Origin of the sequence: Marinobacter sp., from assembly GCF_035268745.1 — a bacterium.
In the GTDB taxonomy this organism is placed as follows: domain Bacteria; phylum Pseudomonadota; class Gammaproteobacteria; order Pseudomonadales; family Oleiphilaceae; genus Marinobacter.
In genome coordinates, this window is sequence record NZ_DATFKH010000053.1 from 1 (window position 1) to 14,398 (window position 14,398).

13 protein-coding genes are annotated in these 14,398 nt (G+C 57.9%); 10 read left to right on the plus strand and 3 right to left on the minus strand.

Annotated elements, in window-relative coordinates; all coding sequences use genetic code 11:
* Positions 1-23 precede the first annotated feature (23 nt).
* The 3 genes from VJ956_RS04105 to upp are packed head-to-tail and all read right to left on the minus strand — an operon-like array spanning position 24 to position 2,768.
* Positions 24-893: a class I SAM-dependent methyltransferase gene (locus tag VJ956_RS04105; protein ID WP_324081936.1), complete on the minus strand. Its 870-nt coding sequence runs from the start codon at positions 891-893 to the stop codon at positions 24-26.
* Positions 874-2,127 carry a uracil-xanthine permease family protein gene (locus VJ956_RS04110; protein WP_324082178.1) on the minus strand — a complete coding sequence of 418 codons (1,254 nt, stop codon included), beginning with the start codon at positions 2,125-2,127 and terminating at the stop codon, positions 874-876. The genes VJ956_RS04105 and VJ956_RS04110 overlap by 20 nt, the downstream gene beginning before the upstream one ends.
* Before the next feature lie 2 nt (positions 2,128-2,129).
* Positions 2,130-2,768, minus strand: a complete 639-nt coding sequence (gene upp, locus VJ956_RS04115; RefSeq protein ID WP_324081938.1) for a uracil phosphoribosyltransferase — start codon at positions 2,766-2,768, stop codon at positions 2,130-2,132.
* A 222-nt stretch (positions 2,769-2,990) separates the two neighbouring features.
* Here upp and flhA point away from each other — a divergent pair, with 222 nt between their 5' ends.
* The 10 genes from flhA to motD all read left to right on the plus strand — a co-directional run bounded on the left by flhA (position 2,991) and on the right by motD (position 14,290).
* Positions 2,991-5,156 (plus strand): flagellar biosynthesis protein FlhA, encoded by a 2,166-nt coding sequence (gene flhA, locus VJ956_RS04120; protein ID WP_324081941.1) that lies wholly within the window; start codon positions 2,991-2,993, stop codon positions 5,154-5,156.
* Between the two features lie 60 nt (positions 5,157-5,216).
* On the plus strand, positions 5,217-6,506 hold the full coding sequence (gene flhF / locus VJ956_RS04125) for a flagellar biosynthesis protein FlhF (RefSeq protein WP_324081943.1): 1,290 nt from the start codon (positions 5,217-5,219) through the stop codon (positions 6,504-6,506).
* Positions 6,507-6,561: 55 nt separating this feature from the next.
* Entirely contained in the window at positions 6,562-7,374 is an 813-nt protein-coding gene (locus VJ956_RS04130; RefSeq protein WP_324081944.1) for a MinD/ParA family protein, read from the plus strand.
* A gap of 36 nt (positions 7,375-7,410) precedes the next feature.
* Positions 7,411-8,136, plus strand: coding sequence for an RNA polymerase sigma factor FliA (locus tag VJ956_RS04135; protein WP_324081946.1), 726 nt, complete (start codon positions 7,411-7,413; stop codon positions 8,134-8,136).
* Positions 8,137-8,242: 106 nt separating this feature from the next.
* Complete coding sequence (gene cheY, locus VJ956_RS04140; RefSeq protein ID WP_324081948.1) at positions 8,243-8,626, plus strand: chemotaxis response regulator CheY; 384 nt, start codon at positions 8,243-8,245, stop codon at positions 8,624-8,626.
* A gap of 20 nt (positions 8,627-8,646) precedes the next feature.
* Entirely contained in the window at positions 8,647-9,441 is a 795-nt protein-coding gene (locus tag VJ956_RS04145; RefSeq protein WP_324081950.1) for a protein phosphatase CheZ, read from the plus strand.
* 16 nt (positions 9,442-9,457) lie between these two features.
* Positions 9,458-11,575: a chemotaxis protein CheA gene (locus VJ956_RS04150; protein WP_324081952.1), complete on the plus strand. Its 2,118-nt coding sequence runs from the start codon at positions 9,458-9,460 to the stop codon at positions 11,573-11,575.
* Between the two features lie 50 nt (positions 11,576-11,625).
* The gene (locus tag VJ956_RS04155) at positions 11,626-12,768 is read left to right on the plus strand and encodes a chemotaxis response regulator protein-glutamate methylesterase (RefSeq protein WP_324081954.1); all 1,143 of its coding nucleotides are present in this window, start codon (positions 11,626-11,628) and stop codon (positions 12,766-12,768) included.
* On the plus strand, positions 12,768-13,508 hold the full coding sequence (locus VJ956_RS04160) for a flagellar motor protein (protein ID WP_324081956.1): 741 nt from the start codon (positions 12,768-12,770) through the stop codon (positions 13,506-13,508). The genes VJ956_RS04155 and VJ956_RS04160 overlap by 1 nt, the downstream gene beginning before the upstream one ends.
* The gene (gene motD / locus VJ956_RS04165) at positions 13,508-14,290 is read left to right on the plus strand and encodes a flagellar motor protein MotD (protein WP_324082180.1); all 783 of its coding nucleotides are present in this window, start codon (positions 13,508-13,510) and stop codon (positions 14,288-14,290) included. Before VJ956_RS04160 ends, motD begins: the two co-directional genes overlap by 1 nt.
* Positions 14,291-14,398: the final 108 nt, after the last annotated feature.

The following is a 14,398-nucleotide window of genomic DNA, read 5'->3' on the forward strand; positions in this document are numbered from 1 at the left end:
ACAATTTACAGGCTACAAAGAGCCTAACTCCGAGCCTCAACCACCCGAACCATAGGATCATGGCGGCTCTGGGGAATGGCCAGGCGGCCATAGAAATCGGCCGGATTGTGGACGGTTACTGCGGGGAAGCCGCAGGATGAGAAGTGTTCGGCGGCCTGCTGGTCATCCCGGAAGTGGAAGCTGACGTCACTGCGGGTGATCGCGCCAAGCAGGCCGCCGAAGAATTTCAGATTGCTACGGAGCAAGAGCTGGGTTGGCATCAGGTAGCTTTCCGACAGATACACCGAGCCGGGGCGTTCTTTCAGTACACTGGCCAGGCGTTGCCAGAAGCCGGAGATGACCGGTAGTGAGAAATAGCTGGTCAGTCCCTCCGTGATGACCACCACTGGCTCGCGATTGTCGAAGGTTCGCGCCACCACGGTTTCCAGTGAATGATCTCCCGCCGGCGCCAGGATATCTACCGGCATGACCTGGTGACGGGGGCCAAGGTTACCCGTGACCAACAGGCGTGAGGCCTTGCGGGTGGCCATCGCCGGCAGGTCGGCTTCGGCCATGTGGAGCTGCGGGAATTTCTGGCGCAGGCGAATCCCCCTGGGTGACATACCGCAGGCGATTTCCAGGACCTGGGTGACGCCGCGGTTGACCGCCTGCTCGACCAGATGATCAATAATCAGATGGCGCTGCAGCAGAAAGATGCGGAGGTTGGCGCCGAGCACCGCCATGCCGGTAGCCTCGAGGGGCGTCATCAGGTGGTATAGCCACTGCCCCGGGGCGGTCGCCAGGGCATCATCGGACAGGCCGTGGCGGTGCCAGACGGCACCGGTGTACAGCGCCGTGAAGCTGATGCCGGTGCTGTCTGGCGGTGAGCCGTGTTCAGGCGCTTGGCGTTTCATCGATATTTCCCCAGGCCTCGCCCTTGCCGGGCAGAACCAGGTTGAGGGCGATGGCTGCAATGGCGCACAGGGCAATGCCTTCGATCTGACCCAGGGCCATGCCGCCAATGCCAAATACCAGGGTGATGGCCACGATCACAAGGTTGCGCGACTGGGACAGGTCTACCTGATGTCGTATCAGCGTGTTCAGGCCGATAACGGCAATCGAGCCGAACAGCAGGCACAGTATGCCCCCCATTACCGGTACCGGAATGGTCTGCAGAGTCGCACCGAACTTGCCGACAAACGCCAGAACAATGGCAATGACAGCGGCCCAGATCATCACTCTGGGGTTGAAGTTGCGGGTCAGTACCACCGCGCCGGTGACTTCGGAATAGGTGGTGTTGGGCGGACCACCGAATGCAGCGGCGGCGCTGGTGGCCAGGCCGTCGCCCAGCAGCGTGCGGTGCAGACCGGGTTTTTTCAGGTAGTTTTTATGGGTCACGTTGCCAATGGCCAGGATGTCGCCGATGTGTTCGATGGCGGGTGCAATGGCCACCGGAACCATGAACAGGATGGCGTTGAAACTGAATGCAGGCGCGACAAAATCGGGAATTGCCAGCCAGGACGCATTGGTTATGGGGGCGAAGTCGACAATACCGGCAAAAAACGAGCTGAGGTAGCCGACGATAATACCAAACATGATCGGAATCAGGCGCAGGAAGCCTTTAGCCCATATTGACATGACGATCGTGACCAGCAGGGAAATCATGGCTATCCAGATCGCGGTGTCGTAGGGGATAAGCTGGGTGGAACCGTCACCGGTGCGACCGGAGGCCATGTGCACCGCCACTGGCGCAAGGCTCAGCCCGATCACCATGATTACCGGGCCGATTACCACCGGTGGCAGCAGCCGGGTGATAAAACCGGTGCCTCTGGCCCGGACCAGACCGCTGAGAATGATGTAAAGAATGCCCGCTGCCATCAGCCCACCAAGGGTTTCGGCCATTCCGAAGCGCCCTTTGGCGGCAATGATGGGCGCGATAAAGGCAAAGGAGGATGCCAGGAAAATGGGAATCTGGCCGCCGGTCACCAGGTGGAAGATCAGGGTGCCGATGCCGGCGGTAAACAGCGCCACGTTCGGATCCATCCCGGTAATCAGGGGCATCAGAACCAGGGCGCCGAAAGCGACCAGCAGCATCTGGGAACCGCCGATCGCCTGTTTCCAGGTCGGGTCGTTGGTGTGGTCCTGCATCATCAGATGTCCTTCTGCTTGGTGCCGAAAATTTTGTCGCCGGCGTCGCCAAGACCCGGAAGAATGTAGCCCTTGTCATTCAGGCCATCGTCTATTGCAGCGGTGTAGATGGATACGTCCGGGTGTTTCTCCAGCACCTTTTTTACGCCTTCGGGAGCCGCAACCAGAATCAGGGCGCGGATTTCCGTACTGCCCGCCTGCTTTAGAAGGTCGATGGTGGAGATAAGGGAACCGCCGGTGGCGAGCATGGGATCAACGATCATGGACATCCGCTGGTCGAGTTCACCTACCAGTTTTTCAAAATAGGTACTGGCTTGCAGGGTATCTTCATTGCGGACCTGGCCGACCACGCTTACCCGGGCGCCGGGGATCAGGCTCAATACACCATCCAGCATTCCCAGGCCGGCCCGGAGGATTGGAACGATGGTGATTTTCTTGCCCTGAATCTGCTCGATATCGACGGGCCCGGCCCAGCCCTCAATGGTCTTGGGCTGGAGCGAAAAGTCTTTGGTGGCTTCGTAGGTGAGAAGCGCTGCCACTTCCTGCGCCAGTTCCCGGAAATTCTTGGTGCTGATTTCGGCCCGGCGCATCAGGCCTAGTTTGTGGCGGATCAGCGGATGTTTTACCTCGTGGATTGGCATGAGCTTACCTTCATTTTATTCAGTGGCGGACAGGGTCAGGGCGTCAGGACGCCCGGGAAAGCGCAAGGATACCGCATCTTAAAAGTAGCGTCAGGCCGGGCCGGAACAAATTGGTTCAGTAGTGGTACGGATATTGCGAGAGTCTGTGGAAACGAGCCTCTGGCGTCAAAAAACCGACCGGCGCTATCCCGCAACTGACCAGAAATCGGAGAATTTTCCGGCATGGACCGAGCGTTAGTCCTAGATAATGTCAAATCCCTGACGCAGGGTAATATCGGTATCCCGGTGATGCTGATGGGCCTGCTGGGCATGATGATTCTGCCGATGCCCACGTTTTTGCTGGACGTGTTTTTCACGTTCAACATTACGCTGTCCATTATCATTGTGATGGTCTGCGTCTATGCCCTGCGGCCCGTCGATTTTGCCGCCTTCCCCACGGTTCTGCTGGTTGCCACTCTGTTCCGTCTCGCCCTGAATGTTGCCTCTACCCGGGTTGTGCTGTTGAACGGTCAGGAGGGTGGAGACGCGGCCGGCAAGGTCATTGAGGCCTTTGGTGCCGTGCTGATTGGCGGTAACTACGCGGTTGGTCTGATTGTGTTCGCGATTCTGATGATCATCAACTTCCTGGTGGTGACCAAGGGCGCCGGCCGGGTATCAGAGGTCAGCGCACGCTTTACTCTGGATGCCATGCCGGGCAAACAGATGGCAATCGATGCCGACCTGAACGCGGGGTTGATCAATCAGGATGAGGCCAAGTTCCGTCGCGCGGAAATAGCCCAGGAAGCTGACTTTTACGGCTCCATGGATGGCGCCAGCAAGTTCGTAAAAGGCGACGCCATCGCCGGCCTGCTGATACTTGCCATCAATATTATCGGCGGCGTGGCCATTGGCATGATCCAGCATGATCTGGAATTTGCCACGGCGATGCAGAACTACGCGCTGCTGACCATTGGTGACGGCCTCGCCGCCCAGATTCCCTCGCTCCTGCTGGCTACTTCCGCAGCCATCATGGTAACCCGGGTTACCTCCAGCCAGGACATGGGCGGCCAGATCCTGGAGCAGATGTTTACGGCCCCGAAGGCGATCGGAATTGCGGCTATGATTCTGATTATTCTGGGGCTTATCCCGGGCATGCCGCATCTGGCTTTTCTGGGGCTGGGCGGTGTTGCAGCGGCTATTGCCTGGTACATATGGCAGAAAGACCGACAGACCATAGAGGAAGAGTCGGTATTCCCGGCCCGGGCCGGCGCCCGTTCCGCGGGCCGGGATATGCCTGCCGGCGGCGAGACCACCGAGCAGGGCGGTCAGTTGCCGGCCCCGCCTGAAACCCGGGAACTGGGCTGGGACGATGTGTCTACCGTCGACATTGTCGGCCTGGAAGTGGGTTACCGGTTGATTCCGCTGGTGGACAAGTCCCAGGGTGGCCAGTTGCTCAGCCGGATCAAGGGCGTGCGCAAGAAGCTGTCCCAGGATCTGGGCTTTCTCATGCCGTCAGTGCACATCCGCGACAACCTGGACCTGATGCCCAACGTTTATCGCATTACTCTCATGGGCGTGACCATCGCCGAGGCGGACATTCATCCGGATCGTGAACTGGCTATCGATCCCGGGCAGGTTTTTGGCAGGATTGAAGGTATTGAGGGCAAGGACCCAGCCTTTGGTCTGGATGCCAGTTGGATCGAGCCGGAAAAGAAGGACCAGGCCCAGACCCTGGGTTACACCGTGGTGGATGCGAGCACGGTGGTGGCCACCCATCTGAACCAGGTTCTGCAGAAACATGCCCATGAGTTACTGGGCCATGAAGAAGTCCAGAAATGGCTTGATCAGCTGGAAAAGATTTCGCCCAAGCTGGCGGAGGAACTGGTGCCAACCACCGTGTCCCTGAGCCTGCTGTTGAAAGTCCTGCAGAACCTGCTGCGGGAAGAGGTGCCGATCCGGGATATGCGATCCATTGCCGAAGCCATTGTTAACGTCCATCCCCGGAGCCAGGACCCGAAAACCCTGACGACCATGGCCCGGCAGGCGTTGCGCAGGATGATTATCCAGAGCATCTGCGGTAACGAGAGTGAAATTCCTGTTATTACACTCGATCCCGACCTGGAACAGTTATTGCTGAAGTCGGTGCAACAGAGTCAACAATCTGGCGGCCAGGATGACATCGGGCTGGTGCTGGAACCGAATATGGTTGAAAAGCTGCAGCGGTCACTGAGGGACAGCGTGCAGCGGCAGGAAATGCTGGGCAAACCGGCCATTCTTCTGGTATCCGGACCTCTCCGGCCAGTGCTCGCACGCTTTGCAAGCTATGGCGTCGAGCGCCTGCACGTGTTGTCTTACCAGGAAGTTCCCGATAACAAACAGATAACGATTGTGGCATCCGTTGGTCAGTGATAGCTGCGGTTCACAGAGCGGCCGGCGACCAGATCTGCCGGCCCCGGAGGAAAGTTGATCATGAAAGTGAAGCGGTTTTTTGCCAAAAGCATGTCGGAAGCTCTGCGTCAGGTCCGGGATCAGATGGGACAGGATGCGGTGATTCTGTCGAACCGGCGGGTGGATGGCGGCGTTGAAATCGTGACCGCTCTGGACTACGACGAGAATATGGCGCGTCAACGCCTGGGTGACGCGGCGAAAGCGGCAACCAACGGATCACATCTTGCACAGCTCCAGGCGGAGCAGCACTGCAAGCTTGAGGCGGAGCTTGACCGTTCGCGGAACCGTATCCGGGAAGTGCGGGATGGCCAGGCGGAAAACCACGACCCGGAAACGCCGCGACAGGCCGCCACTGGTGAATCTGCCGGAGCCTGCCCGGTATCCGGTGCTGAGGCTGCTAACGGGTTTGCTGAAAGTGCCTATTCCGGGGAACTGGCCTGGATGCGCGCCGAAATCAGCTCACTGCGTGATATGATGAGCGCCCAGCGCGATGAAACTCCCCCCGGACCCGCCACAAACGCGGTTCAGCAGCGGCTGTCAGAGCGGCTTCAGGAGTTCGGTCTGGGCATGGAGCTGGCAGACAGTCTGGCCCGGCGTCATCGTGATGGCCGGCTGGAAGATGGCTGGAAGCACAGCCTGAAAATGTTGACTGCAGGTCTGAAAACATCCCGCGACGAATGGTGCAGTGAGGGCGGTGTCTATGCGCTGGTGGGCCCGACCGGTTGTGGCAAGACCACCACCATCGGCAAGCTTGCCGCCCACTATGTTCTGCGCCATGGTCCGGAATCCCTGGCGCTGGTGACCACAGATCGATACCGGGTTGCCGCCCATGAACAACTGTTCGTGTTCGGTCGTATCCTGAACGTTCCGGTGCGGGTGGTTGATGAACGCCACTCAATCGATGATATTCTCGACGAACTGTCTGACCGGCATCTGGTGCTGATTGATACCGCCGGGCTGACCAGTTCAGACAAGGGTTATGACGAGCAGCTCGGGGAACTGGCCCGAAGCCAACATAATATCCAGACTCACCTGGTTGCTTCTGCCACCAGCCAGCCGCGGATTATGAAATCCGTCTGGCATTGCTATAAGATGGCAGGGCTGTCCGGTTGTGTGGTAACCAAAACCGATGAGGCGCTGACTCTCGGAGAAGTTCTCGGGTTCGTCATGGAAACGGGCCTGCCCGTGGCTTACTACACGAACGGGCAGAGAATTCCGGAGGACCTGCACCGTGCCGAGTCTGTTCCGATGGTGCGCATGGCGATAGACAGGCTGAAAAAACTTCAGCAGCAACCGGCAGTTGCAGTCTGAAAACATAATTCCAACGACAAAACATGGCCCTCGGCTTTCAGAGGCAAGAGAGAGTATGAGCAAACCACACCCGGTTCAGGTGATTGCGGTAACAGGTGGCAAAGGGGGCGTTGGCAAAAGCAATGTGTCAGTGAACCTGGGTATTGCGCTGTCCCAGATGGGGCGTCGGGTGGTGCTGCTGGATGCAGACCTGGGTCTGGCCAATATTGATGTGCTTCTTGGCATTAGCGCCAACCGTAACCTCCAGGACGTTATTTCCGGTGAGTGCGACCTGCGTGATGTGCTGGTCAAGGGTCCCGGCGGGATCATGATTGTACCAGCCTCCTCCGGCACCCAGAGAATGACCCAGCTTTCCAATCTTGAGCATGCCGGTCTGATCAATGCATTCAGCGAAATCGGTGATCAGATTGATGTGTTGATTGTGGATACCGCCGCCGGTATTTCAGAATCCGTGGTGAGCTTCCTGCGGGCATCGCAGGAACTGCTGCTGGTGGTCTGTGATGAACCCACCTCGATTACCGATGCATACGCCTTGATCAAACTGATGAACCGGGATTACGGCACCGATCGTTTCCGGATACTTGCCAATCAGGTCCGCAACGAGCAGGAAGGCCGTCATTTGTTCGAGAAATTAACGCGGGTGACCGAGCGATTCCTGGATGTGGCACTACAATACGTGGGTATTGTTCCTTACGATGAAGCGGTCAGGAAAGCGGTCCAGAGACAAAAAGCGGTCCTGGATGCGTATCCCCGGGCCAAGGCGTCACTGGCTATCAAAGCGCTTGCCGAAAAAGTCGACAAGTGGCCGTTGCCGACTTCCCCCCGGGGTCACCTGGAATTCTTTGTCGAGCGGCTCGTCGAAGTCTGATTCCGATCCAGACACTGAGTAACCGGATACACGAGATTGGCGAAAGAACTAGGAATCTACACGATAACCGGCGCTGGTGGTCCTTCAGCACTTGTTGAAGAACATGCGCCGCTGGTCAAGAAAATCGCACTCCACCTTATGGCCCGTCTGCCGCCTTCCGTTCAGCTTGAAGATCTTATGCAGGCCGGGATGATGGGGCTACTGGAGGCCTCCTCCCGTTATACCCCCGGCAGAGGTGCCACGTTTGAAACCTACGCCGGCATTCGCATTCGCGGGGCCATGGTTGACGAAATCCGCAAGGGCGACTGGGTACCGCGCTCGGTTCACCGCAACGCCCGCAGGATTTCCAGTGCCATCAAGGTCGTGGAAGATCGCATGGGTCGCGAGGCCCAGGACTGGGAAGTGGCTGAAGAAATGGGCCTCGAATTGGATGAATATTATGCAGGACTGAACGATGCCAACAGCGGACGACTTTTCAGTCTGGATGAACTCAATGAATCCGGCGATCTGCCGATAGACGAACAGGACGCGGGAGATAACCCGCTGGAAGGCCTGGCTACCGACAATTTCAAAGCCAGTCTGGCGGCTGCGATCGACGAATTACCCGAGCGCGAGAAACTGGTGTTGAGCCTTTATTATCAGGACGAACTGAATCTGAAGGAAATCGGTGCTGTACTGGGCGTCAGTGAAAGCCGGGTCAGCCAGATTCACAGTCAGGCGGCGTTACGCCTCAGAGGCCGCCTGTCAGACTGGCATCAGTAACTCGGTGGCGCAGACAATGGCCAGCCAGAGGGCGCGCCGGGATGGCAATAAAGATTTCAAGCTGGCGCTAACGACGAATTTCGGGCATTGCTAAAGGGAGGTCCCATTGGACAAGAACATGAACATCCTGATCGTGGATGACTTTTCCACCATGAGGCGGATTATCAAGAATCTTCTCAGAGATCTGGGCTTTACCAACACCGATGAGGCCGATGATGGCAACACGGCATTGCCCCTGCTCAAGAGTGGCAAATACGACTTCCTGATCACCGACTGGAACATGCCGGGCATGTCCGGCCTGGACTTGCTGAAAGAAGTGCGGAAAGACGAAAAGCTGAAAACACTGCCCGTTCTGATGGTGACCGCCGAGGCCAAGCGCGACCAGATAGTTGCGGCAGCAACAGCAGGCGTCAACGGCTATGTTGTAAAACCTTTTACAGCCGCGGTGCTGAAAGAAAAGATCGAGAAAATTTTCGAGCGAATCGAGTAACCAGAGGCCGGGTGGGCTCCATGAGCAAGCACGAGACAGACCATCAAGGCCTCGACTCCGAGGTTACCGACAAGCTTCATAGCCAGGCGGCGGCACTGGTTGAACAGTTAAACGCTGGCGACTATGCCGCGGCGATGACCGTGATTAACGATCTGAGCGAAGTGAGGGACCGCAGCCTTTACCGGGAAGTGGGTCGGCTGACCCGAAGCCTTCATGAAGCGATACGTAATTTTCAGATAGACCCGCGTAATGACGAGCAGTCGGAAGCGCTGTCAAAGATGACCGACGCTTCTGACCGGCTGAAATACGTGGTGAAGATGACCGGCAAGGCGGCCAATCGCACCATGGATCTGGTGGAGGAAGCCATGCCACTGGCCAGCTCGATGCGTGATGAGGCTGCGGAACTGCGGGATGAATGGCAAAGGCTGCGCCGGCGGGAAATGAAGCCTGCTGAATTCCGGGCCCTGTATGCTCGCATTGATACGTTTTTCGTCACCCTTAATCACGACGCCAATGCCACTTACGAGAATCTCTCGGAAATACTGATGGCCCAGGATTTTCAGGATCTGACCGGTCAGGTTATCGAGAAGGTAACGACCCTGGTCAAGGAGGTGGAAGAGCACCTGTTAAGCCTGGTAATGATGGCAAGCCATGTCGATAAGATCACCGGAACCGTTTATGAACCGGTCGACGAGGAGCGCAAAACCGAGTCCGCCGAACAGGGCGTGGGTCCGCAGATAAAAGCGGATGAACTGGGCAATGTTATGTCCGGACAGGACGATGTGGACGATCTGCTGTCCAGTCTTGGTTTTTGAGTTGAGAGGATAGCCCATGGCGCTGGATGCTGATGACGAGATTCTGCAGGACTTTCTGATTGAGGCTGGTGAGATTATCGAAAAACTGTCTGAAGAACTGGTCGAGCTCGAGCAGCGACCGGATGACAGTGAGCTGTTGAACTCGATCTTTCGCGGGTTTCACACAGTCAAAGGCGGTGCCGGATTTCTTCAGCTTGATGCATTGGTAAACTGCTGTCATTCAGCGGAAAACGTGTTCGACACCCTCAGAAACCACAAACGCAAGGTCGATTCCGACCTGATGGATGTCGTTCTTCAGGCTCTGGATCATGTCAATACCATGTTCGAACAGGTTCGTCATCAGGAGCAACCGACGCCCGCCCCGGACGAACTCATCAAGGCTCTCGACAGGCTGGCGATACCCGCCAGCGAGGACACTGCGGCGACTGATGAGAGCGACCACGATGCAGACGATACCGTTGATGAACATTCGGCAAGCACGCAAGCGCAAGGTGGTGATATCACCGATGAAGAATTTGAACAGCTTCTGGATGCGCTGGAAGGTAAAAATGGCGACTCGGGTCAAACCTCAGAGCCCGGATCTGGGGGCCGATCTGAATCTGGTGGCCAGGATTCCGACAACGAAATTTCTGATGACGAGTTTGAAAGTCTGCTGGACGAACTTCACGGCAAAGGCAGGTTTACCGGGCCACCAGCGTCAGAAAAGCCGTCGACGGACCCTGAGCTGATCAGTGATGATGAATTCGAAAGCCTGCTGGATGACCTGCACGGCAAGGGGGGTAGCCCCACCGGAGGTTATGGCGCCACGGCGACTGACAAAAAGCCGGCCGCGGCCGGCAATTCCGCAAGTGCAGACAAGGTAACGGCGGACAGGACCGCAAAAACCTCTGCTACAGCGGCTTCCGGCTCCGAGTCGAAAGACGGGGCCGCCTCTGCTGCCGCTGCCATGCCACCACGGGAAGCCGGTGCGCCAGTGGCAGAAACCTCTGTGAGGGTCGATACCCGCCGCCTGGATGACATCATGAATATGGTGGGTGAACTGGTGCTTGTGCGGAACCGCCTGCAGCGACTGGGTGCTGACAGTGAAGACGAGCATATGCACAAGGCGGTCTCCAATCTGGATGTAGTCACCACCGATCTTCAGTCCGCCGTGATGGCGACAAGGATGCAGCCGATCAAGAAGGTATTCGGCCGCTTCCCGCGGGTTGTGCGGGACCTTGCCCGCAGCCTCGGCAAGGAAATCAGTCTCGAGATGCACGGTGAGGAGACCGACCTTGATAAAAACCTGGTTGAGGCATTGTCTGATCCCCTGGTTCATCTGGTCCGCAATTCGGTAGACCACGGCATTGAAATGCCCGATGTCCGCGAGCGGGCCGGCAAGCCCAGGCAGGGTCAGGTGGTATTGTCGGCAGAACAGGAAGGGGATCATATCCTGTTGTCCATCAGTGATGACGGCGCCGGTATGGATCCGGACGTGCTCAGGCGCAAGGCGGTCGAGAAGGGTATCTACGAGCAGGATGTCGCTGACCGGTTATCGGACAATGAGTGTTACCACCTGATTTTTGCCGCTGGTTTCTCGACCAAGGATCAGATATCCGATGTGTCCGGCCGCGGTGTGGGCATGGACGTTGTCAAAACCAAGATCAGCCAGCTCAATGGCCAGATCAGGGTGGAATCCGAACTGGGCAAAGGCTCCCAGGTCATCATCAAGGTCCCCCTGACCCTGGCTATCATGCCCACGCTGATGATCAAGCTGGACGATCAGTCATTCGCCCTGCCACTGGTCAATGTGGTGGAAATTTTTCACCTGGACCTGAGCAAGAAGAATGTGGTCGACGGCCGCGAGTGTATCGTGGTCAGAGACAAGGTGTTCCCGATATTTCACATCAAGCGCTGGCTGGTCCGGGGTGGCGGCGCAGCGGAACCCCGCAACGGTCACGTGGTGATTGTTGCGGTGGGCACTCACCGTGTGGGCTTCGTGGTTGACCAGCTGGTTGGTCAGGAAGAAGTAGTGATCAAACCCCTGGGCCATGCCTTGCAGGGCACGCCCGGGATGGCCGGGGCAACGATTACCGGCGATGGCCGCATCGCCCTCATTATTGATGTTCCAAGCTTGCTGCAGCATTACGGCTAGTACGTCAGGTTCTGAAGCAGACGCAGCATGCCAGGGCTTAGGAGAAATGAATGACGGTTTCGGTCCTGGTCGTTGACGATTCAGGGTTTTTCCGCAGACGACTGACGGAAATCCTCACGGTATCTGGTCAGATCAAGGTAGTTGGTGCTGCCACCAACGGCCGTGAAGGTGTGGAGATGGCCGAAAAACTCCGCCCTGATGTGATTACCATGGATTACGAAATGCCGGTTATGGACGGTATTTCTGCGGTACGGGAAATCATGACCCGACACCCGGTTCCGGTGCTGATGTTCTCCTCACTGACCTATGAAGGCGCCCGCGTTACCCTGGACGCCCTGGAAGCCGGGGCTGTGGATTTCCTGCCCAAGAACTTTGAAGAAATCGCCCGCGATACCAGTGAGCTGCAGAAAATTCTGATCGAGCGCATTCTGGATGTGGCTCGCAGCAGCCCGGGCAAAAAGTCACCAGCACCGACAGCTACCCCGGCCGGTTCCGCCGCGGCGGGGGGCGCTGACCGGCCCCGCGAACGGCCGGTCAGACCACGGCCGCCGGTGATGACGCCTGAGGAAAAGCCTGCGCCGGTCAGTGCCGCGCGCCGCATTCTTCGTCGCGGCGCAGCAAAACACTACAGTGTCGTTGCCATCGGTACGTCAACGGGTGGGCCGGTGGCCCTGCAAAAGGTCCTGAGCGGCTTGCCCGCGTCCTTTCCGGCGCCTCTGGTGCTGGTTCAGCATATGCCCGCCAGCTTTACCCCCGCGTTCGCGGAGCGTTTGAACAAGATGTGTCAAATAGAAGTAAGGCAGGCCGAGGAGGGTGATTTGCTCAAACCCGGGCTGGCGTTACTGGCGCCCGGTGGCAAGCAGATGATCATTGAAAACCGGGGTGGCCAGGCCCGTATCCGGATTCTGCCCGGCGACAATCGTCTGCATTACCGACCCTGCGTGGATTTGACATTCGGGTCTCTGGCGAGGGCATTCCCCGGTAAGACACTGGGTGTGATCCTGACGGGTATGGGCGCCGACGGCAAAGAAGGCTGTCGTCTGATGAAGGAGAGTGGCTCTGATATCTGGTCCCAGGATGAGAAGTCGTCAGTGATTTACGGCATGCCCATGGCAGTTGCCAAGGCCGGGCTGACCGATGAGGTTCTTGCTTTACAGGACATAGGGCCCCGACTGCAGGAAGGGGTCAGCTGATGGATATTCTCAGTCTGCTAGGGATAATTCTTGCCTTTGTGGCGATTCTGGGCGGTAACCTGTTGGAGGGTGGTGCGCTTGACTCGCTTTTTAACGGGCCCGCCGCCCTGATTGTGATCGGCGGTACCCTGGCAGCAACCATTCTGCAGACTTCCTGGCCGCTGTTGAAGCGCGCATTCGGCCAGTCACGCTGGATCCTTTTCCCGCCCTATATGAGCCTGGAAGACGGCATTGGCAAGGTTATCGACTGGAGTGTGAAAGCCCGGAAGCAGGGATTGCTCGGACTCGAGGGCCTGGCGGAAAAGGAGCCGGAGCGCTTTGCCCGGAAAGGCCTGCAATTGCTGGTCGATGGCTCAGAGCCGGAAACCATTCGCAGCATCATGGAAGTGGAGCTGGACTCCCGTGAACAGCGGGACATGGAATCCGCCCGGGTGTTTGAAGCCATGGGGGGCTATTCCCCCACCATCGGAATTATCGGCGCGGTGATGGGGCTGATCCAGGTGATGACCAACCTGGAGAACCCTGAATCCCTGGGCAGCGGCATTGCCACGGCCTTTGTCGCGACCATCTATGGTGTTGCGCTGGCTAATCTGCTGTTCTTCCCCGTGGCCAACAAGCTGCGAGGTATCCTCAGAGAACGCAGCCGTTATGAGGACATGATGATTGATGGCATCATCGCCATTGCCGAAGGGGAAAACCCGAAGTCCATAGAGCTCAGGCTGCGGGGCTTCCTACAGTGATCCGGCGGCGCAGAATTGAGGAAGACGATCAGCACAACAAGGAGCGCTGGCTGGTTTCCTATGCGGATTTCATTACCCTGCTTTTTGCTTTCTTCGTGGTCATGTACTCGGTGTCTTCGGTCAACGAAGGCAAATACAAGGTACTGTCGGAAACACTGACCGGCGTTTTCAACGCGCCCCAGCGTTCTGTCCGGCCCATCGAGGCCGGCGACCAGCCAGCGGTTGACGTTCCCGGCTCTGCAGACGATGTCATTCAGCCGCAGGTCAGGGCAGCGCCCCGTAACCCGGCGATCAGTGAAGAGGGCCGGACGGAAGCCCTGAGGGCGATGGCTGACAAGCTGACACTGGCATTTGATGAGCTCATCAGCCAGGGTGTGATCACCGTCGAAAGCAACGAAGCCTGGCTGGAGCTCAGCCTTCGCAACAGCCTGTTGTTCGGCAGTGGTGACGCTGAGCCTCACTACGATGCTTTTCCGGTTGTGGAAACCATTGCATCGGTTCTGGTCAACCGCGATAACGCGATCCGGGTGGAAGGTTTTACCGATAACCAGCCGATTCGCACCAGTGCCTTCCCGTCCAACTGGGAGCTGTCGGCGGCCAGAGCCGCTGCTGTGGTGCGCATGCTGACGATGGAAGGAATCGAGGCCGAGCGCCTGGCGGCGGTCGGCTATGGCCAACACCAGCCGGTTGCCCGTAACGACACCGAGGAAGGGCGCCGCCGGAACCGCCGGGTGGTCCTGCTGGTTTCCCGTGATGCCAGTATCCGTGGCGCCCTGCGATAGCGCGGTTGCATCTGGCCGGAGGGGTCCGGGAGGCTGGCACAATATCAGTATATGCATCTGTGCTCCGGAAATCCTGTTTCGGCAAATGCTTGCCAAAAATGCTTCAAG

Coding starts and splice junctions, on each gene's coding strand:
- upp (WP_324081938.1), bottom strand. CDS start 2,768: ATGCCAATCCACGAGGTAAAACATCCGCTGATCCGCCACAAACTAGGC.
- flhF (WP_324081943.1), top strand. CDS start 5,217: ATGAAAGTGAAGCGGTTTTTTGCCAAAAGCATGTCGGAAGCTCTGCGT.
- VJ956_RS04145 (WP_324081950.1), top strand. CDS start 8,647: ATGAGCAAGCACGAGACAGACCATCAAGGCCTCGACTCCGAGGTTACC.
- VJ956_RS04110 (WP_324082178.1), bottom strand. CDS start 2,127: ATGCAGGACCACACCAACGACCCGACCTGGAAACAGGCGATCGGCGGT.
- flhA (WP_324081941.1), top strand. CDS start 2,991: ATGGACCGAGCGTTAGTCCTAGATAATGTCAAATCCCTGACGCAGGGT.
- VJ956_RS04130 (WP_324081944.1), top strand. CDS start 6,562: ATGAGCAAACCACACCCGGTTCAGGTGATTGCGGTAACAGGTGGCAAA.
- VJ956_RS04150 (WP_324081952.1), top strand. CDS start 9,458: ATGGCGCTGGATGCTGATGACGAGATTCTGCAGGACTTTCTGATTGAG.
- VJ956_RS04160 (WP_324081956.1), top strand. CDS start 12,768: ATGGATATTCTCAGTCTGCTAGGGATAATTCTTGCCTTTGTGGCGATT.
- VJ956_RS04155 (WP_324081954.1), top strand. CDS start 11,626: ATGACGGTTTCGGTCCTGGTCGTTGACGATTCAGGGTTTTTCCGCAGA.
- VJ956_RS04105 (WP_324081936.1), bottom strand. CDS start 893: ATGAAACGCCAAGCGCCTGAACACGGCTCACCGCCAGACAGCACCGGC.